Here is a 19,670-nt window from a genome sequence, read left to right as displayed (position 1 = left end):
TTGCCCTTGCAGTGGGAGGCGAGTAAATAGGTGTCAGCTAAAGTATCCAATTCATCAAAGACTTTAATCGCCGTCTAGGCTAGATCTTGGACTCGCTCAGTGCCAGAATGGCATTCCTTTCTGCAGTATTACTGGGACTTATCCGTGAACCAGAGCCATAACGGCCACTTGGCAAATAACCATGCTCAACTTGGTCTGCTATTTATTTCTGTTGCCGTGTTATTTTGGGGCATGCTGCCAATCGCCTTAAAGCTCTCGGGTGCTTTTATCGATCCTGTGACCCTGACTTGGTTTCGTTTTCTGGTTGCACTGGTGGTCAGCATACTGATCCAATGGAGTGCGGGCAGTTTGAAACAGTTTGCGGCGCTTGATGCCAAGGTTTGGCTAAGGCTTTGTCTTGCTGGGTTATTTTTGATGCTTAATTATGTGTCATTCGTGTATTCCCTTGACTATCTTGCTCCTGGGGCCGCCCAGCTTAACTTCCAAACATCGCCCTTTTTCCTCGCCTTCGGTGGCGTGCTATTTTTTAAGGAAAGGCTTAATGCGGTGCAGCTCAGCTGTTTTGCGACCTTGGCTTTAGGTATGTTGATGTTCTTCCACCCTTATTTGGATTTTTCGGCCGCGAGCAATCATCAAGTTTGGATTGGGGTGATGATTATTCAGTTCTCGGCCCTGTCATGGACTACCTATGCCCTGTTGCAAAAATCCCTGCTGAACCGCTTATCCCCCGCGAACGTACTATTGGTTATTTATGGCCTAGGTATTTTTGCTATGGCGCCCTTTAGTGACTTTAGCCAGTTCGCCAACATGGACAGTTTTGACTGGCAGGTGGCGCTGTTTTGTGCCGCCAACACCTTGATCGCCTATGGCTGTTTTGGGCAGTCGATGAAGTATTGGCCGACGGCACAGGTGAGTGCCATGCTGGCCCTAACGCCAGTATTTAGCTTTAGTGCCACTGCATTGGTGGTGAGCATTGGCTGGTGGCCAGAAGTCTTCCACGCCGATGAGTTAGATGGGTTATCTCTGCTGGGGATTGGCGTGATTATTGTGTCTGTGATGGTGGTGCAATTGCTGCCTATGTACCGCAATCGTCAGGCAAAGCGCTTACAGGCTGTCTAAACCGCTATTTTTACCTATGGGGATGGCCAGTGATCACTCGATTAACCGATGTCAGACTCAGCGATATTCGTGGCGTGATCTTCGATCTCGACGGCACGCTTGCACATTCCAATCCGGATTTTGCAGGGCTGCGGCGTGAGTTGGGGATTAGTTCAGGCACGGATATCTTGGCCCATGTAGAGGGCCTGAGTGCGGGTGAAGCACAGGCTCAGGCGTTAGAAATAGTCCATGAATACGAGAGACAAAGCTCGCTCAATGCCCGTTGGATTGATGGCGCGAGGGAGCTTATCGAATGCCTACGGGCTAAGTCACTGCCCCTAGCTATTTTGACCCGCAATATGCCGGAGGCGGCGCAGATCACTATCGATAAGCTCGGCATAGATATCGCGCTGGTGTTAACGCGTTATGATGCACAGCCTAAGCCACACCCCGAAGGGATTTATCTTATTTGCCAGCAGTGGCAGCTCGCGCCCGCGGATATCTTATATGTGGGCGATTATCTGTTCGATCTGCAAACCGCGCGTAATGCGGGGAGCCGCTGCGCCCTCTATTGTCCTGAGATTATTCCCGATTATGCCAAGGGCGCCGATATGCTGGTGGCTTGCTACCATAGCTTTATTGAAGCGTGGACAGTGGGCGATTAGGCTCTGTTCGCCTGTTTTGAACTTAGTCCCAGTGCGGGGCGAAGTCTGGATTAGCCACCCTATGATTGCGATCTAATCCGCTGATAGCCTCGATTTCCGCTGCCGATAACATGAGTTTTGCCGCTGCTAGGTTGCTGCGCACATGCTCACGTTTGGTCGATGAGGGGATCGTGGCGAACCCTTGTTGTCTTAACCAAGCGAGTATGGTTTGAGCCGTGGTGACGCCGTGCTTTTTTGCAATCTGAGTAATTAATTCATCCTGTAATACAGCGCCGTAGGCAAAAGGCATATAGCCCGTCACTAAGATATTGTGCTGCTTACAAAACTCAGTCACTTTTGCGTTAACCAAATACGGATGCACTTCTACTTGATTGGTGACAATCACTCCTTCACCTAATATCTCAATCGCTTGGGATAACTGGGCGTTAGTGAAGTTCGATACCCCAATACGGCGGGTGAAACCTTTATCCAGCATGGTTTTTAATGACATAAGGTAATCTGCCATCGGCACGTGTTCGTCCTTAAGCGGCCAATGGATTAATAGCAGATCGACATACTGGGTTTGTAGCGCGGTTAAGCTGTCGCTGACGCTGGCTTCGAAACGGTTTGCGGCTAGATTTTCTGTCCATACCTTAGTGGTGATAAAGAGTTCACTACGGGGAACGCCAGAAGCCTTAATCGCTTCGCCAACGGCGGCTTCATTACCGTAAATTTGTGCGGTATCAAGATGGCGCGAGCCTTCTTCGAGAGCCATTAATACGGCATCGAATGCCGCTTGGTCTTTGAGTCTAAAGGTGCCAGTGCCGAGCATAGGCATAGTAAATGGGTGGGATGCGGTCGAGTCTGTGTGCGTTTGAGTCATAATATTTCCAATACTGAATAATGCTGATGACGCTACTTTCGCCCATCAGGCTTTGCCAATAAAGTCGATAAAACACAAATCATATTTGCCAATATCACAATAATGCTCTGCTGCACTTTACGCATCGCCGATTGAACCGCGTGGTTTTACAGACTCAATCTGGGCTGGATAAAATCGATAAAAGCCGAGATCCGCCGTGCAACGGTTGAGGTTTTATAATAGACGGCATTCACTTGCTCCCGCCCGACATTGGTCACGTGTTCACTCTCGAGCAATGGGACTAATCGCCCCGCGGCAATGTCGTCGTTAACCATAAAGCCCGACAGGCAAGCGATGCCATTGCCCGATAAGGTTAATTGGCGCACGGTTTCGCCGTTGCTGGCGCGCACATTAGGTGTGATTTGGTCGACGCCCTTTAAGGGCCATTGGTTGAGCACTTTCGAACCCGTAAAGCCGATAAGGCAGTGGTGGGGCAGATCGCTAATATTCTTCGGTAGGCCGCGCTGGGCTAAGTATGCGCTTGAGGCCACGATATGCAGCTTACTCTTACCCAGTGGTCTGGCGTGCAGAGTCGAGTCGGTCAGCTTGCCGATACGGATCGCCACATCGGTGCGTTTCTCTATCAGATCGACAAAGCCTTCGTTGGAGGTGAGTTCAAGCTCGATATCGGGATAGGCCAGCTTAAATTCTTGTACTAAGGGCACGATTTGATGCAGCACGAAGGGACTCGCGGCATCGACCCTTAAACGACCTTTAGGGCGCTCGCCGCGGGCGATAAGATCCTCTTCGGCCTGCTGCAGGGTTTGTAAGCCAATCCGCACCGTATCGACAAATTGCCTTCCCTCATTAGTGAGTTCGACTCGGCGTGTGGTGCGGTTGAGTAGCGTGACTTGCAGTTGGCTTTCAAGGCGAGTGACCGCCCGCGATACCCGGGCGACTTGAATATCCAGCGCTTCTGCTGCCGCCGAAAACCCGCCTGTATCTACAACTGTGAGTAAAATCTGCAAATCATCTGACCGTGTTAGCACTCAGTCGTCTCCAAGTTTAAAGGTGATTAACTGCATTTATAGCAAAAATCATTTGTAAGAATCACGCTTTTTAGCAATAACCTTTGCGGCCATGATAGCCCCATCTGAACGTGAGCCGAGTGTTAGCTCATCAATATTCGCTCACAGATGTTTTAACTCACTGGATGGACACTATCATGCCCTTAGCTTTACTCGCATTGACGCTCAGCGCCTTTGCCATTGGAACCACAGAATTTGTCATAGTAGGTTTGATCCCAACTATGGCACAGGATTTAAATGTCTCACTGCCCTCGGCGGGGTTATTGGTGAGTTTATATGCCCTAGGTGTAGCGATTGGCGCACCTGTGCTGACGGCGCTAACGGGTAACTGGAACCGTAAAACCGTGTTGTTGTCGGTCATGTCGCTGTTTGTGGCGGGTAACTTGTTGGCGTGGCAGGCGCCGAGTTACGAAACTCTGATAGCCGCGCGGATCCTGACAGGACTGGCCCATGGGGTGTTCTTCTCGATTGGCTCGACTATCGCCACCGGCTTAGTCCCCAAAGAAAAAGCGGCGAGTGCGATTGCCATAATGTTTACAGGCTTAACCGTTGCCTTAGTGACAGGCGTGCCGCTGGGGACGTATATCGGCCAGACCTTTGGCTGGCAGTCGACCTTTTTAGCGGTGGCATTACTGGGTTTTATCGCCTTAGTCGGCAGCGCATTTTTAGTGCCGAATAACTTAAAGCAAGCCAGTACGGCCCGAATACTCACGCAAGTCAAAGTATTGGGCGAGCCGAGATTGTTATTGGTGTTTGCAATTACTGCCGTGGGTTACGGTGGCACCTTTGTGGCGTTCACTTACCTTGCGCCGATTTTGCAGCAAGTCACAGGTTTTAATGCCAGTGCGATTGGCGCCATCATGTTGGTTTACGGTGTCTCCGTTGCCTTTGGGAATATCTGGGGCGGAAAGATGGCCGATAGAATGGGCCCAGTAAAAGCCTTGAGTTATATCTTTGCTGGCCTCGCCGCCGTGTTGTTGCTGTTTAACTTTACCGCGGTCAACCCGATTGCGGCTGTGTTGACCATCTTAGTCTGGGGCGCGTTTGCCTTTGGTAATGTCCCAGGTTTACAGGTTTATGTGGTGAAACTCGCCGAAAGCTATGCTCCCGGTGCGGTTGATGTGGCTTCGGGTTTAAATATCGCCGCCTTTAACGTCGGTATTGCCTTAGGCGCGTGGGGCGGCGGGATAATAGTGACCAACCTAGGTTTGATGCACACACCTTGGATTGGTGCGCTGGTGGTGCTCTGCGCGCTGTTACTCACCCGTGTGAGTGGCTATTTAGATACTCAATCAAGCAAAATTGATAGCAGTGTGGTCATTCAGTGATTCGAGCATGTTTCTATTAACATATTGTTCTAAAGCAAAAATGGCTTTCATTGAAAGCCATTGGGTTATTTTATCTATAGATTTGATTCCAATAGCGTTTAATAGGATCTGCTATGCGGTGTTTTTACTAGATAGTGCATCCCGCTTATCTTGTTTTAGCCCTAAGCGTACGCTATCTAATAGGGCTATTAGCCAGCAGAGGATAAAGCCGTACAGCAGTTCATTGGCATTAGCGATTGTGGTCTGCGTTTGTTGGGTTATTTCGGCGGAAATCACACCGATATCTAGGGGTAAGGTGCCATTTTGAATATCTAAGGCGATCACTGGCGCTACTTGATAGATTTGCGATAGCAATAGCATAAGACTCACGACAGCTAAGGCAAAAAATACTAGCGCGGTGCGTTTATGCTTTAGGTAAAAATGGCCGCTGCCGGGGGCGATAAAGGCCGATAATAATCCGGCGGTGAAGGCTTTTTTCATTGTTTTTTGTTTAATGGGTTAAACAGACTGGGGATTAAACACTAAGCCTTATCCTGAGTAAAGGCAAACAAACTCAGGTCAACTAAGACAAAGTCAAGCCAACAAAAAAGGAGCCTAGGCTCCTTTTTTAGTTTCTAGTTAAGCTAGAAGATCGTCAGATCACTCTTCACGTGGTTTACGTGGCTTACGCTCACCGGCAGGTTTATCTGCACGGGGTTTGCGGTCTGCAAATGGCTTGTCACCAGAGGCTGCACGAGGCTTACGATCACCCATTGGACGGTCGCCACGTGGCTTGCGGTCACCCGATGGGCGCTCTGAGCGTGCACCGCGGCCTGAGTCCACAAATACTTGATCGCCAGCTTCGCGGATGTTCAATGGCTTGCCACAAACACGGACTTTCTTCAGGTGCTGTAACACGTCTTTTGGCATGCCATCAGGCAGATCAACTGTGGTCACTGCATCATATAACTGAATGGCACCGATATAACGGCTGTCGATGTTGGCTTCGTTAGCGATAGCGCCAACGATATTACCCACACCCACACCATTTTCACGACCTACGTCGATAACATAGCGGCACATTTTTAAGTCTGGATTATCTTTCAATGCTTCAGCTGAGCCTAAGCTTGCTGGCATTGGACGCGGTTCGCGACTTCTGCGTTCACCACGCTCACTTCCACGGTCGCCACGATCACTTCCGCGGTCGCTACGTTCATTGCGCTCATCACGGGCGCGTTCTTGAATCGCAGGCAATTGCAGTGGGCGCTCTTGTTGAACTTGGTGCAGTAAAGCTGCGGCCAGAAGATCGGTATCGACTTCTAACTGTTGGCATAATTGCGCAACAGCATCTTTCATAAAGTCCAGATCTGTGTTCATGGTTTCAGCCAATTGCTCACCTAAGCGTGACAGACGACGTTCTGCAACTGTCTCTGGGCTTGGGATCTTCATCGGTGAAATACGGCTGTTGGTTGAGCGCTCGATAGTGCGCAGCATGCGCATTTCACGGCTAGTCACAAACAGGATCGCCATACCAGTACGACCGGCGCGACCTGTACGACCAATACGGTGAACATAGGCTTCGGCATCATATGGAATGTCGTAGTTAACGACGTGACCAATACGCTCAACATCAAGACCACGGGCGGCAACGTCGGTGGCGATCAGAATATCTAACTTGCCACGTTTGAGTTGTTCAACTGCACGTTCACGGGCCTGTTGATTCATATCACCGTGCAGTGGTGATGACGCATAGCCACGGGCCTCGAGTTTCTCGGCTAACTCAACACATGAGTTACGAGTACGGACGAAGATGATAATACCTTCAGTATTTTCAACTTCTAATACGCGCACTAGGGCTTCAAGTTTGTTGTGTTGTGATACTTGTACGAAACGCTGCTCAATTGACTCAACCGTCGTTTGGCTAGACTCAATACGCACATGCACAGGGCTACGTAAATGCTGGTTAGCAACACGCTTAATTTGCTCTGGCATAGTGGCAGAGAATAACGCCAGTTGGCGCTCGCTTGGCGTGTGCTCAAGGATCCATTCGATATCGTCGATGAAGCCCATTTTTAACATTTCATCGGCTTCATCGAGCACGAGTGCTTTTAATGAGTCGAGTTTCAAGGTACCGCGACGCATGTGGTCCATAACACGACCTGGCGTACCAACGATAACCTGTGGGCCACGTTTCAGAGCATTCAACTGTTGTTGCATGCTTTGACCGCCATAAATTGGCAGTACGTGGAAATTCTTCATAAATTTGGCATAGCTACTGAATGCTTCAGCAACCTGGACCGCTAATTCACGCGTTGGCGCTAATACTAAAATTTGCGGTGTTGTTTGGCTGGTGACTTTGTTTAGTAGCGGCAGCGCGAAGGCACCAGTTTTACCTGTACCTGTTTGCGCTTGACCTAAAATATCTTTGCCAGCCATAAGTGGATCAATACTGGCTGATTGGATTGGCGTCGGTTTTTCATAACCTAGCTCGTCAAGAGCACGCAACAAATTCTCGGATAGGCCGAGTTCACGGAAAGTTCTTTCATCGGATGACATTGGGTTGTAGCCTTGTGGATGCGCACGGATTTGCGCTTAAGTTTCACAGACAGAAAATCAACCCCGTGTCGATTTCCCGCGCCGAAAACGCCAGATTATAGCAGCATGTCTCACACTTTACCAATCGATGTGAGGATAAATGCCCTATTTTAGGCGGTTTTTTACTAAAACTGAGCAAGAAACGCGCCACTTCCTGTTAATTTTTCAAAAAGTCGCCATTTAATCGCATTAATTCAAAGGCCGACTCAGTGACTGCCGCGAGAAACATGAAATCTACTGTGTCGGCGGTATCTTGGGGAGTGTGGTATTGCGGATGGGTCGGAACACCAAAATACAACCAAGGAATGTTTGCTTTGTGGAAGGGGTAATGATCCGAGGCCCTCAACCAATCGGTATTTTGGATACTACGACCCACAGGCCTCGGGTGACTGGGCTTGATACACAGGTGATTTTGCGCATTAAGTTGCGGTTTAAACGCTTGAAATTGATTGAAGTTACGGCTGCCCTCGAGGTAAATGCCGTAGGGGCGTCCTGGGTGGCTTATCATATCCAAATTGAGCATCAATTGAATATTGGCCTCGGGCATGCGTGTTTTTAGCTGTTCCACTAGGGCGATGCTGCCATAGAGCCCTGGCTCCTCGGCGTCCGTTGCCACAAACATCAGATTGATATTGGGCAGGGTTATAGTTGCATTCCTGGCTTGTAGCTTTTGCTGCTCCTGCCAATATTGGGCGATGGCGAGCATGGCGGCGATCCCCGAAGCATTATCATCGGCGCCATGGTAAATTTTGCCGCCACTTATCCCTAAATGATCATAGTGGGCCACGATAATTCGCCATGCATTAGTGGGGTTCTGGGCTGGGGCTATGGCCACCATATTCGCCCCAGTTTCCCGGGTGAATAACGTGTGGTATTCGAAGGGGATCTCAAAGCGTTCTCCCCAAGGGGTGAGGCCTAGGTCTTTAAATTGCTGATTGAGATAGTCGCGGCTTTTGGCTGCCCCTTGGCTTTGGGTTCTGCGGCCTTCAAATTCATCGGAGCTTAGCACTCTCACCGTTTGTTCCAATGCCACAGGATCGGCCCAATGTAGGCGAATATCATGGCGCGAACAGGATTCGGGGGCGCGGGTGGCGCAGCCATTTAAGGCGGCAAACAAGCATATCGCCCAGAGTAGGCGCGGTTCAAAACGCCCAGCTGGTGTGCGCAGGCAAAGGAGTTTGAAGGCTTGTACCAGTTTATCCATCCTTATCCTTATCGATGTTGAATTAACGCGCTGAGGGCTCCTCCGCGCCAAATGCATCCATACACAACAGCCAGTTTGCCCTCCATGGCTCACGTTCGCAGCGTATCGCTATGCGATGCTCACCATGGCGCAGAGGGCCGGCTTACCGACACTCTGCTCCCTATAAAGTGATCTACAATTCGAAACAGTTATTTAAGACGCATCGCATGCTTACCGCTTGGCTGCGCTTGCAAGCTGGGCATCTCGCTCCAGTAGCGGCTTTAGGAAACGCGCCGTATGGGAGCTTGGATGCTGGGCCACCTCTTCAGGTGTGCCTGTGGCTAAAATCATCCCGCCACCACCGCCGCCTTCTGGACCTAAGTCGATAATCCAGTCTGCGGTTTTGATCACATCCAGATTATGCTCAATCACCACAATCGTGTTGCCGTGGGATTTGAGGCGATGCAATACGTCAAGCAGCAGCTGGATATCGGCAAAGTGTAGACCCGTTGTCGGTTCATCTAAGATATACAAGGTTTTACCCGTATCCCGTTTGGAAAGCTCCTTGGCGAGTTTGACCCTTTGGGCCTCACCGCCCGACAGCGTGGTCGCGCTTTGGCCTAAACGGACATAGGATAGACCCACATCCATCAGGGTCTGCAGTTTACGGGCAATGGCTGGCACTGCATCGAAAAACTCCCGCGCATCTTCCACCGTCATTTGCAGCACTTCGTGAATGTTTTTACCTTTATAGCGCACTTCTAAGGTTTCGCGGTTATAGCGTTTGCCCTTACAGGCATCGCAGGGCACATACACATCGGGGAGGAAGTGCATTTCAACCTTGATTAAGCCATCGCCTTGACACGCCTCACAGCGGCCACCTTTGACGTTAAAGGAGAAGCGGCCAACCTGATAACCACGGGTACGCGACTCCTGAGTGCCAGCAAAAATCTCGCGGATCGGGGTGAATATGCCCGTATAGGTTGCCGGGTTTGAGCGTGGCGTGCGGCCAATCGGGCTTTGGTCGATATCGACCACTTTATCGCACTGATCCATACCGACAATGCGGTCATAGGGGGAGGGCTCATCTACGGTCGCGCCGTTCAATTCCCTGTGGGCGATCTTAAAGAAGGTGTCGTTGATCAGGGTTGACTTACCCGAGCCTGAAACGCCCGTTACGCAGGTGAATAGGCCAATAGGAATCGTTAAATCCACATTGCGCAGGTTATTGCCGCGGGCGCCAAAGAGTTCTATCACTTGGCTAGCATCAAAGGGGGTGCGGGGGGTATCGATGTGAATATTGCGTTTACCGGAAATATATTGCCCAGTGACCGAGGCTTCACAGGCGATAATTTTTTCAATCGGGCCGTCGCAAATCACCTCACCACCATGCACACCGGCACCGGGGCCGATATCGATCACATGGTCCGCCATACGGATCGCATCTTCATCGTGCTCCACCACGATCACAGTGTTGCCTAAATCCCGCAGGTGGATCAGGGTTTGCAGCAGACGCTCGTTATCCCTTTGGTGCAGGCCGATGGAGGGTTCGTCTAGCACATACATCACCCCGACCAGTCCTGCGCCAATTTGGCTGGCGAGGCGAATGCGCTGGGCTTCCCCACCGGAGAGGGTTTCGGCGGAGCGTGACAGGCTTAAATAATTCAGCCCCACATTGACCAGAAAACCTAAGCGGTCGCGCACTTCCTTAAGGATTTTCTCGGCAATTTGCGCCTTTTGACCAGCAAATTCGAGCTTCTCAAAATAGTCTAGAGCCTCACCAATCGACCAAGTGGTCAACTTAGGTAGGTTAAGATCGCCTATAAAGACATGACGCGCTTCCTCACGCAGACGGGAACCGCCACAGCTTTGACAGGCTTGGGTGTTGATAAACTTGGCTAATTCATCCCTAACCGAGTTACTTTCGGTCTCGCGGTAGCGTCTATCCATATTGTTTAGAATGCCTTCGAAGGGATGGTTACGCACCACCACATCGCCACGATCATTCATATATTTAAAGGCAATACTGTCTTTCCCAGAGCCATAAAGTACGATTTTGCGCACTTTGTCACTCAGTTGTTCGAAGGGCACTTCGACGTCGAACTTATAGTGCTCGGCGAGCGAACTGAGCATCTGGAAGTAATAGAAGTTACGTCTATCCCAGCCGCGAATCGCCCCGCCCGCCAGTGACAGTTCAGTGTTGGTAATGACGCGTTCCGGATCGAAAAATTGCTGTACCCCTAAACCATCACAGGTTTGGCATGCGCCCGCGGGATTGTTGAAGGAGAAGATCCGTGGCTCGAGCTCCGCCATTGAATAACCACAGTGGGGGCAGGCAAAGTTGGCGGAGAAGATAAGCTCGTCCGGCTTAACCCCATTGTCGGCGTCGTCCATACTGGCGACGACCGCAATCCCGCCGGAAAGCTCGAGTGCGGTTTCAAAGGATTCGGCGAGGCGCTGGGCAATATCGTCGCGCACCTTAAAGCGGTCGACCACGACTTCAATCGTGTGCTTTACGTGTAGATCTAAGGTTGGCGGATCGGTTAAGTCACAGACTTCTCCATCGATGCGGGCGCGGATATAACCCTGTGCGGCTAAACCTTCGAGTAATTTAACATGCTCACCCTTGCGACCATTGACCACCGGAGCCAATAACATCAAACGGCTGTCTTGGGGCATCTCTAGCACTTTGTCCACCATCTGGCTAACCGTTTGTGCCGCCAGTGGTTGGCCGTGGGTGGGGCAGCGCGGCTCACCGACACGGGCAAATAGTAAGCGTAGGTAGTCGTAGATTTCGGTAATAGTGCCCACGGTTGAGCGTGGGTTATGGGAAGTGGATTTTTGTTCGATGGAGATGGCGGGGCTTAAGCCTTCGATATGATCCACATCGGGCTTTTCCATCAAACTTAAAAATTGGCGAGCATAGGCAGACAGGGACTCGACATAACGTCGCTGGCCTTCGGCGTATAAAGTATCAAATGCAAGGGAAGATTTGCCGGAACCTGATAACCCTGTGATAACAATCAGTTTATCCCTTGGGATAGTCAGGTTGATATTTTTGAGATTGTGGGTGCGTGCGCCGCGTATTTCAATCTTATCCATCTATCGCTCAAGTCTTATGCTTAAAAAAATGAGCACAAGTATCGCACAGTTCTGCCGCTGAGTTTAGCTGATTCTGTGATCTAAACCCGAGCCCAATGGGTGTTCCTCAGTGGGCCTCAACTCGAGCAAGCCTATCTTAACGGCTTGGCCCTTTGCGCCACGGGGCTTTTTATCTGTTAGCGCTTGGCGTTGGGTAGATTTTGTATATCTGCAGCCGCCTATTGATAGACAATCGCGGATTTTTAGAAATAAATAACCAGTGTTAACACTGTGGTTTAGGCCACGATTTCCTTTTGAGCAAAAGCTTTGGGATGTGATAACATGCGCTCCCTAAAAGGCATCAATCTAGGGCAAAAACATGGGTAACAACGGACTTTCGAGTACTGAGAAAAAAGTCGCGTTTTCTTTAGCCAGTGTATTTGGTTTACGCATGATGGGCTTGTTTATGATTATGCCCGTCTTTGCACTTTATGGTCAGCATCTGCAAGGTTTCTCACCACTTTGGGTGGGAATTGCCATCGGTGCCTACGGCTTGACTCAGGCCGTTTTGCAGATCCCCATGGGAATGTTATCCGACAAGTACGGTCGTAAACCTATCATCCTCGCCGGCCTTGTGTTGTTTGCCATAGGTAGCTTAATCGCGGCCTATGCCGAGACGATTTATGGCGTAGTGTTTGGCCGAGCCGTACAAGGTATGGGGGCAATCGCAGCCGCCGTGTTGGCGTTGGCCGCGGATTTGACCCGCGATGAACAACGTACCAAGGTCATGGCGATTATTGGCATGTGTATCGGCGGTTCCTTCGCCCTGTCCTTGTTAGTCGGGCCCATAGTGGCGCAGCATTTAGGTTTAACGGGGTTGTTTTTTTTAACGGCGGCTCTTGCACTATTGGGTATGGTGATAGTGCAGTTTTTAGTGCCGAATCCCATTTCGCAGGCCCCTAAGGGGGATACCTTAGCCACACCCGCTAAGCTCAAACGGATGTTAACCGACCCTCAACTTTTTAGATTAGATGCGGGGATTTTTATCCTGCATTTAGTCCTTACGGCAGTGTTTGTTGCCTTGCCACTCGATCTTGTCGATGCAGGATTAGTGAAGGAGAAACACTGGATGTTGTATTTCCCCGCCTTTGTGGGGGCCTTTTTCCTGATGGTGCCGTTAATTATCATCGGGGTTAAGCGTAAGAATACTAAGGCGATGTTCCAAATTGCTTTAGTGATCATGATAGTGGCATTACTGGCGATGGCCGCATTTTCGAGCAATCTCTGGGTATTGAGTTTTGCCGTTGTGCTGTTCTTCACTGGGTTTAACTATTTAGAAGCCTCACTGCCCAGTTTGATTGCCAAATTTTGCCCGGTTGGCGAAAAAGGCTCGGCCATGGGTGTGTATTCCACTAGCCAGTTTTTAGGGGCTTTTTGTGGTGGTATGCTCGGTGGCGGCGCATTCCAGCTAGTGGGGGCTGTCGGGGTATTTATCGTTGCCGTGATCTTAATGTCTATCTGGCTATTCTTGACATTAGGCATGCAAAACCCTGTGCTGTTAAAAAGTTACACCTTAGAAGCCGAAGTGAAAGACAAGGCACAGGCGCGGGATATGGCGACTCAGCTATCTCAACTGATGGGCGTCGTTGAAGCCATCGTCGTGCTGGATGAAAAAGTCGCTTATCTTAAGGTCGACGAGCATTTCGATTTAAGAGAAGCTCGAGCTGTGTTAGGCTCTGCTCAATAATATGTGGTGCTGCCCTGTAGTATTTGGGGATGAAGATTTTCCTCTATGGCAGCATCTATAAACAACATACTGAATTAATAGATTATTTAAAGAATCGCAGGAGATTTCAATGGCCAGTCGTGGTGTTAACAAGGTAATTTTGGTTGGCAATTTGGGACAAGATCCAGAAGTACGTTATATGCCAAACGGTAACGCAGTCGCTAACATCACAGTGGCGACCAGCGAATCGTGGAAAGACCAACAGGGTCAGCAGCAGGAGCGTACTGAATGGCACCGTGTGGTTCTGTTCGGCAAATTAGCTGAAATTACAGGCGAATATTTACGTAAAGGTTCACAGGTTTACCTCGAAGGTAAATTGCAAACCCGTAAGTGGAAAGACCAAAGTGGTCAAGATCGCTATAGCACTGAAGTGGTTATCGATCAAAGCGGTAGCATGCAAATGCTAGGTAGTCGTGGTCAAGGTGGCCAAGCTCAAGGCGCGCCAATGGGCGGCGGCATGCCACAAAACGCGGGTTACCAATCTGCACCACAACAGGTGGCTCCTGCACAAAATCAATATGCGCCAGCGCCTCAAGCGGCACCTGCTTACCAAGCGCCAGCACAGCAACAATATGCTGCGCCAGCACCTGCCCAGCAAACGTATGGTCAGCAGCAGGCACAGCCTCACGCTCAACCACAGCAAGGTGGTTATGCGCCTAAGCCACAGGCTGCTCCAGCTTATCAAGCGCCAGCAGCACCTGCACAACGTCCAGCGCCACAGCCACAGCAAAACTTCACTCCAGATTTGGATGATGGCTGGGATGACGATATCCCGTTCTAGCGTTTACCTGAGATACGCGTAGTCGGTAAAGTGTAAAGACTGCTATTGTCTAATATTATCAAAGCCCTGCAATTATTTGCGGGGCTTTTGCTTTTTGTGTTTAAAAGGAAGTTTGTGGGGCATTCACTGAACCTTAGTATCCATAAATTAAGCACTACCATTCCAGTGACACGCAGCAAGCACATCCATGTGTGCTCGACCGTGACATCCATGTCACGGACGGTCACTTCCATAGTCGTGCTTAATTCAGTTAAGGTTCCTGTTTATCTGTAAGCTTGCAAGAGCCCCTAAAAGCGAGTCTACAAAGTTAGACATCTTGGATAAATGCTTAAATTTTAGCGATATAAAACCTTATTTAACATCAATTATTAAGTACGTCATCTAGGAAAGATTAGGTCTATCAATAATGCATCAAGCCGTTTTCCTAAAGAATTCACTTGCAACCCTGCACATCAATCATTCTTGATATATGGTGAAATCATCTTAAGCATTATGACTTTCTTGGTTAATTGTTTGTTAGGTTATTGACGAATGACATTCTCATTGATAATTTACCCTACTTAAAAAACCAATGGTAATAATAGGTTACCTAAGTAGTACTTTGTAATGAGCTTCGCTTGCTTAATACAATGTGCGGTATGGACTGGTATTAATTTAATGGATTAAACGCAATGAAAAAAACTATTTTATGCGCCCTTGTTTTAAGTCTCACAGCTTGTAAGAGTACCGATGTAAGAAACATCGCCGATTCTGTGTCTGATATAGCAGGTATCGCGAGTACAGGTATTTCAGACGGCAAATCTGGTAGTAGTTCCATCCCCACTTATGAGCATCAGAGCCAACAATACTCAAACAGCTCCGAACCATTCTATATTACTGAGAATACTAAGATGTCTCAGGAACGCGGTGCGATCCGCTCTATTGCTCAGGAGAAAAATCCTAAGGGCATGACTATGGTCAGGGTGTTGGCATACCATCAAGACAGTGGGGCGGCGATGGAGAGTACGACTTACTTTTATGCGGTTGACGGTAATGGCTGGTTAAGTGATGAGCCGCTGACGATGCACCGTCCAGAAACCATGGTTATCAATAGTGGCGTTTATTATCTGAAGGCTCAGAGCGACGCTGGAAAATTCTATACTTCAGGGATGATAACGTTAGCTAAAGGTGTCACTAATGTGGTGTCGATTGAGCTTCAATAGGTCAATTTTACCCTACAGGAGATAATGATTGGCCTTGTGATAAAGAGGTTCTTATTAAACGTTAAACAAAACCCCAGTAAAAACTGGGGTTTATTGTTTAAGCTGACGTTAGCTAGCCACAGCTAACAAATTATCGCGTTATTTGATAAACGCGAACGCATCTCCGTAGAGATGCGCTTCCTCTACACCAATCTCGCGGAAGATTTCCCGTGCTGCACCCACCATATCGAAACGGCCGGCGATATAGATGTCATAGCCGTTTAAGCTGACAAAATCCTGTTTGATTTGGGCTAACAGATTGGCGGTTTTACCCTGCCAATTGGCGGGGGCTTGTTCGACAACGGGGACAAAGTGTAGCCAAGGGTAGGTGTCGTGCCACTGGCGGGCGATGCTTTCATAGTACATCGCATCTTGGGTGCGACAGCCCCAATAGAGTGTGGTTTCAATCTGTTGACCTAGGGCGATTTGCTGCTCGACGATACTCTTTATGTAGGAAAAACCAGTACCGCCGGCGATTAACAGGCGAGGGCGAATGCTCTCGTGACGCAGGTGAGCTTCGCCGCCTGGGGCTTCGATATCGATATGGCTGCTGGTTTTTAAACGCTCAACCACTTGCATTGGATAGCTTTCGCTGACGGCCGCGCCAATGTGCAGCTCAATAAACTCGGCATTGGGCGCTGACGCGATAGAGAAGGGGCGCTTATCTTTTTCACCCATAACAACACATAAGTATTGTCCCGCTTGAAAATCGAAGGCGGTTTCGGGTCTTAACAATACTTGATATACGGCATCGTTAAAGGGGCTGACTTTCTCTATCTTACAACGTATGGTTTTCATCAAACTTCCTTTACACCTTTCTTAATCTATTGTCGTTAAGGTGTCACATTAGGGCCGTTCGCGGCCTATTCTCTTGGCTTAAGTGGGTACTTGAGTATGTGCTTAAGCTGAATTATAGGGTTGGGCTGTCGTCTATGCCTAACTCATCCCAAATTGAGTCGATCTTTTGTTTAACCTTTGGGTCCATCACTATGGGTGTGCCCCATTCGCGGTTGGTTTCACCTTCCCACTTATTGGTGGCATCGAGTCCCATCTTTGAGCCTAAACCCGCGACGGGAGAGGCAAAATCGAGGTAGTCGATCGGGGTGTTTTCGATCATCACGGTATCGCGTTTTGGGTCCATGCGGGTGGTGATCGCCCAGATCACATCCTGCCAGTCGCGGCAGTTCACATCTTCATCCACGATAACAATGAACTTAGTGTACATAAATTGGCGCAGGAAAGACCAAGCGCCCATCATCACCCGTTTGGCGTGTCCCGGATATTGTTTGCGGATGGAGATCACTGCCATGCGGTACGAGCAACCCTCAGGCGGCAGATAAAAATCAACGATCTCAGGATATTGCTTACGTAAAATCGGCACAAACACTTCGTTTAATGCCACCCCCAGCATGGCGGGCTCATCCGGTGGACGGCCAGTGTAAGTGCTGTGGTAAATGGCATCTTTACGCTGCGTGATATGAGTAACGGTAAACACTGGAAACTTATCGGTTTCATTGTAGTAACCCGTGTGATCGCCGTAGGGGCCTTCTTCCGCCAGTTCCTCAGGATCGATATAGCCTTCGAGGATGATTTCACTGGTGGCGGGCACTTCTAAGTCACAGCTTAATGCCTTACAGACCTCGGTACGTTCACCACGCAGCAAACCGGCAAAAGCATATTCGCTCATGGAGTCGGGGACTGGGGTGACGGCACCTAAAATGGTCACAGGATCGGCACCGAGTGCGACCACAACTGGATAACGTTCACCGGGGAATTGTTGTTTAAAATCAGCAAAATCTAACGCGCCGCCACGGTGGGATAACCAACGCATGATCAGCTTGTTTTTACCCAGTAACTGTTGGCGATAAATGCCTAAATTCTGACGACTCTTGCGCGGGCCTTTGGTGATGGTTAAGCCCCAGGTCACCAGTGGCGCGACATCGCCCGGCCAGCAATGCTGAATAGGCAATTGGGTTAAATCCACTTCATCGCCGGTTTTGACGATTTGTTGGCAAGGGGGATTACGCACGGTTTTGGGAGGCATATTCAAGGCTTGCTTGAACATAGGGATCTTAGCTATTGCGTCTTTAAAGCCCCGTGGTGGCTCGGGTTCCTTTAAAAAGGCCAGCAGTTCACCCACTTCACGCAGGGCTAAAGGATCGTCTTTACCCAGCGCCATGGCCACACGTTTTGGTGTGCCGAAGAGATTTGCCAACACGGGCATAGAATGATTTTTGGGATTTTCAAACAAGAGTGCAGGGCCTTTAGCGCGCAGGACGCGATCGGCGATCTCTGTCATTTCTAAATGAGGATCAACTGGGTAGCTAATGCGTTTGAGTTCGCCATTGGCTTCTAAGTGATCAATAAAGCTGCGTAAATCCTTAAAACTCATGTGGAAATAGCCTCTGCAGTGAAAATCCATGTGGCGCGCACTATAGCATTTTTCTGTTTTAGGGTTAACCTATTCAGTGATCTTCAAGCTTTTGAAGCGTAAAATGAGCAGCAGTAGGCCGCGGTTTATCTCGCTTACGCCCTGTATCTCGAGGTTTATATGCATATCTCCCCGCTGTTTGTTCAACAAAAATGCGTCCAAACTCAAGCGTATGCTGCCTATAAGCGGCAGCTAAAGGGCTTAGTTTTATCCTCTACTCTGGGGATAGTTATTTTGGGGGCGCCAACGACAACTTTGGCCAGTCAGCGTGGGTATCCAGAACATAATAGTTCTTATCAACACAATAACCACTACAACAATGCCCATCGTCATAGTGCCTATCGGCCTTATTATCGTCCGTACTATCCAGGGTGGGGGCGGTGGTATTCGGGTTGGAATCTTGGCTATGGTTGGGGTTCCCGTGGCTATTGGGATGCACCTTACTCTAGTATCGGCCTATCGATTCCAATGGCCTATGAAGAAGAACCCGTTGCCGTTTCGGCCCCAGTGCGGGTGACGACCAGTATGCAGTATGCGCCGAATGAAGGTCGTATGGTGTCGAGCATGCCTAATAGCGCAAATGGCCAAAGGGCAAATGCGACGGGGGCACTTGCACCTAAGGTCCAGCGGGCTCGTAGTGTGTCGAGTTTGCCGAGCAATGCCAGAGTCGTGCAGCAGGATGGCCGTACACTTTATGAGTGGCAGGGTACGCTTTATGCCTTCGACTGGAACAGCCAAACCTACCAAGAACAGCTCGTTAAATAGGAACACATAGTGTCATTTTTTGAAAAATCGGAGCCCCACAGTGGGCTCCAATTTATTGGTCGGTTTTTAATTATAAGCCGCTTGTCAGACTCTATATTCAGCCCCTTTGTATGGTGATATCGGCAATATAGCCATGCTCTGTGGCGATAAGGGCTTGTTTGAGCATGCCTGCCGCCTCATCGGCGGACATAAAGTCTGTGGTATCTAGCGTTTTACCGCTACTGGGCCAAAAACCGGTATCCATGCCGCCGGGATACACGGCAATTAACTTCATTGGGCTATTTTTTAGTTCTAAACGCACCGATTCGACAAAGCCTCTTACCGCCCATTTGGCCGCGCAGTAGGTGGATTCACCCGCCTTGGCGGCAAGTGCGGCGGTGGACATCACAATCACCACAGTCACCGCACTCTCTTTATAGCGTTTCACTAACTCGCGCACTAACAGGATCGTCGAGGTGACATTGTTATTGAGCAAGCTTTGGATATCACTCGCCCCTTGGGTCTCAATCGCGCCAAAGTAGCCGCTGCCAGCGCAGTGGATCACAGTGTTTGGGGTTTCGGTTAAGCCATCGAAGAGAGCTGCAATGCTCTGTTCGCTGGCGAGATCCGCAGTGATCGCGGCTATACCTTGGTTTGAAAAGGGGGTTAAGGCATTTGCTACTGTTTGTAGGCGTTTGCTATCGCGGCCCGTGAGTGTCAGTGGGGTGTTTTCTTTGGCATAGCGTGCGGCTAATGCGGCGCCTAATCCGCTGCTCGCGCCAGTAATCAGTATCATATTGACCTCGTGAGTGTTTTTCTGTTTATCCCC

Annotated in this window: 16 protein-coding genes; 7 read left to right on the top strand and 9 right to left on the bottom strand. The window is 49.5% G+C overall.

The window, feature by feature from the left end:
• The first annotated feature begins 144 nt into the window (after positions 1–144).
• Positions 145–1,119: a DMT family transporter gene (locus SOHN41_RS15870; RefSeq protein ID WP_007650942.1), complete on the top strand. Its 975-nt coding sequence runs from the start codon at positions 145–147 to the stop codon at positions 1,117–1,119.
• Between the two features lie 29 nt (positions 1,120–1,148).
• On the top strand, positions 1,149–1,763 hold the full coding sequence (locus tag SOHN41_RS15865) for an HAD family hydrolase (protein ID WP_007650941.1): 615 nt from the start codon (positions 1,149–1,151) through the stop codon (positions 1,761–1,763).
• Positions 1,764–1,785: 22 nt separating this feature from the next.
• Here the strand turns inward: SOHN41_RS15865 and dkgB are convergent, their stop codons facing one another.
• Together dkgB and SOHN41_RS15855 are read right to left on the bottom strand one after the other, a co-directional pair.
• Positions 1,786–2,625 (bottom strand): 2,5-didehydrogluconate reductase DkgB, encoded by an 840-nt coding sequence (gene dkgB, locus SOHN41_RS15860; protein WP_007650939.1) that lies wholly within the window; start codon positions 2,623–2,625, stop codon positions 1,786–1,788.
• A 146-nt stretch (positions 2,626–2,771) separates the two neighbouring features.
• Positions 2,772–3,653 (bottom strand): LysR family transcriptional regulator, encoded by an 882-nt coding sequence (locus SOHN41_RS15855; protein ID WP_007650937.1) that lies wholly within the window; start codon positions 3,651–3,653, stop codon positions 2,772–2,774.
• A 176-nt stretch (positions 3,654–3,829) separates the two neighbouring features.
• Here SOHN41_RS15855 and SOHN41_RS15850 point away from each other — a divergent pair, with 176 nt between their 5' ends.
• Positions 3,830–5,020, top strand: coding sequence for an MFS transporter (locus SOHN41_RS15850; RefSeq protein WP_037459383.1), 1,191 nt, complete (start codon positions 3,830–3,832; stop codon positions 5,018–5,020).
• 111 nt (positions 5,021–5,131) lie between these two features.
• Here SOHN41_RS15850 and SOHN41_RS15845 read toward each other — a convergent pair whose 3' ends face one another.
• The 4 genes from SOHN41_RS15845 to uvrA all read right to left on the bottom strand — a co-directional run bounded on the left by SOHN41_RS15845 (position 5,132) and on the right by uvrA (position 11,879).
• Positions 5,132–5,500 (bottom strand): hypothetical protein, encoded by a 369-nt coding sequence (locus SOHN41_RS15845; RefSeq protein WP_007650934.1) that lies wholly within the window; start codon positions 5,498–5,500, stop codon positions 5,132–5,134.
• Between the two features lie 159 nt (positions 5,501–5,659).
• A complete protein-coding gene (locus SOHN41_RS15840; RefSeq protein ID WP_007650932.1) occupies positions 5,660–7,555 on the bottom strand; it encodes a DEAD/DEAH box helicase in 1,896 nt (631 codons plus the stop codon).
• Between the two features lie 196 nt (positions 7,556–7,751).
• Entirely contained in the window at positions 7,752–8,798 is a 1,047-nt protein-coding gene (locus tag SOHN41_RS15835; protein WP_007650930.1) for a M28 family peptidase, read from the bottom strand.
• Positions 8,799–9,008: 210 nt separating this feature from the next.
• Complete coding sequence (gene uvrA / locus SOHN41_RS15830; RefSeq protein WP_007650928.1) at positions 9,009–11,879, bottom strand: excinuclease ABC subunit UvrA; 2,871 nt, start codon at positions 11,877–11,879, stop codon at positions 9,009–9,011.
• A gap of 358 nt (positions 11,880–12,237) precedes the next feature.
• Here uvrA and SOHN41_RS15825 point away from each other — a divergent pair, with 358 nt between their 5' ends.
• The 3 genes from SOHN41_RS15825 (at position 12,238) to SOHN41_RS15815 (ending at position 15,627) form a co-directional block, all read left to right on the top strand.
• Positions 12,238–13,605: an MFS transporter gene (locus SOHN41_RS15825; protein WP_007650924.1), complete on the top strand. Its 1,368-nt coding sequence runs from the start codon at positions 12,238–12,240 to the stop codon at positions 13,603–13,605.
• A 109-nt stretch (positions 13,606–13,714) separates the two neighbouring features.
• Positions 13,715–14,425: a single-stranded DNA-binding protein gene (ssb, locus tag SOHN41_RS15820; protein ID WP_007650922.1), complete on the top strand. Its 711-nt coding sequence runs from the start codon at positions 13,715–13,717 to the stop codon at positions 14,423–14,425.
• 671 nt (positions 14,426–15,096) lie between these two features.
• Positions 15,097–15,627 carry a hypothetical protein gene (locus SOHN41_RS15815; RefSeq protein ID WP_037459380.1) on the top strand — a complete coding sequence of 177 codons (531 nt, stop codon included), beginning with the start codon at positions 15,097–15,099 and terminating at the stop codon, positions 15,625–15,627.
• 138 nt (positions 15,628–15,765) lie between these two features.
• On the opposite strand, the gene fre is transcribed toward SOHN41_RS15815, so the two are convergent.
• Both fre and ubiD read right to left on the bottom strand, forming a co-directional pair.
• Entirely contained in the window at positions 15,766–16,464 is a 699-nt protein-coding gene (gene fre / locus SOHN41_RS15810; RefSeq protein ID WP_007650918.1) for an NAD(P)H-flavin reductase, read from the bottom strand.
• Positions 16,465–16,576: 112 nt separating this feature from the next.
• Complete coding sequence (ubiD, locus tag SOHN41_RS15805) at positions 16,577–18,058, bottom strand: 4-hydroxy-3-polyprenylbenzoate decarboxylase (protein ID WP_007650916.1); 1,482 nt, start codon at positions 18,056–18,058, stop codon at positions 16,577–16,579.
• Positions 18,059–18,217: 159 nt separating this feature from the next.
• Between ubiD and SOHN41_RS15800 the strand changes: the two genes are divergently transcribed.
• Entirely contained in the window at positions 18,218–18,862 is a 645-nt protein-coding gene (locus SOHN41_RS15800) for a hypothetical protein (protein WP_007650915.1), read from the top strand.
• A gap of 97 nt (positions 18,863–18,959) precedes the next feature.
• Here SOHN41_RS15800 and SOHN41_RS15795 read toward each other — a convergent pair whose 3' ends face one another.
• Entirely contained in the window at positions 18,960–19,637 is a 678-nt protein-coding gene (locus SOHN41_RS15795) for an SDR family NAD(P)-dependent oxidoreductase (protein WP_007650911.1), read from the bottom strand.
• Positions 19,638–19,670: the final 33 nt, after the last annotated feature.

Origin of the sequence: Shewanella sp. HN-41, from assembly GCF_000217915.1 — a bacterium.
Lineage (GTDB): Bacteria > Pseudomonadota > Gammaproteobacteria > Enterobacterales > Shewanellaceae > Shewanella.
Note: the sequence above shows the minus strand (reverse complement) of the source record. Positions and strands in the feature narration are given on the sequence as shown.

Coding starts and splice junctions, on each gene's coding strand:
- dkgB (WP_007650939.1), bottom strand. CDS start 2,625: ATGACTCAAACGCACACAGACTCGACCGCATCCCACCCATTTACTATG.
- SOHN41_RS15850 (WP_037459383.1), top strand. CDS start 3,830: ATGCCCTTAGCTTTACTCGCATTGACGCTCAGCGCCTTTGCCATTGGA.
- SOHN41_RS15845 (WP_007650934.1), bottom strand. CDS start 5,500: ATGAAAAAAGCCTTCACCGCCGGATTATTATCGGCCTTTATCGCCCCC.
- SOHN41_RS15840 (WP_007650932.1), bottom strand. CDS start 7,555: ATGTCATCCGATGAAAGAACTTTCCGTGAACTCGGCCTATCCGAGAAT.
- SOHN41_RS15835 (WP_007650930.1), bottom strand. CDS start 8,798: ATGGATAAACTGGTACAAGCCTTCAAACTCCTTTGCCTGCGCACACCA.
- uvrA (WP_007650928.1), bottom strand. CDS start 11,879: ATGGATAAGATTGAAATACGCGGCGCACGCACCCACAATCTCAAAAAT.
- SOHN41_RS15825 (WP_007650924.1), top strand. CDS start 12,238: ATGGGTAACAACGGACTTTCGAGTACTGAGAAAAAAGTCGCGTTTTCT.
- ssb (WP_007650922.1), top strand. CDS start 13,715: ATGGCCAGTCGTGGTGTTAACAAGGTAATTTTGGTTGGCAATTTGGGA.
- SOHN41_RS15815 (WP_037459380.1), top strand. CDS start 15,097: ATGAAAAAAACTATTTTATGCGCCCTTGTTTTAAGTCTCACAGCTTGT.
- fre (WP_007650918.1), bottom strand. CDS start 16,464: ATGAAAACCATACGTTGTAAGATAGAGAAAGTCAGCCCCTTTAACGAT.
- ubiD (WP_007650916.1), bottom strand. CDS start 18,058: ATGAGTTTTAAGGATTTACGCAGCTTTATTGATCACTTAGAAGCCAAT.
- SOHN41_RS15800 (WP_007650915.1), top strand. CDS start 18,218: ATGCATATCTCCCCGCTGTTTGTTCAACAAAAATGCGTCCAAACTCAA.
- SOHN41_RS15795 (WP_007650911.1), bottom strand. CDS start 19,637: ATGATACTGATTACTGGCGCGAGCAGCGGATTAGGCGCCGCATTAGCC.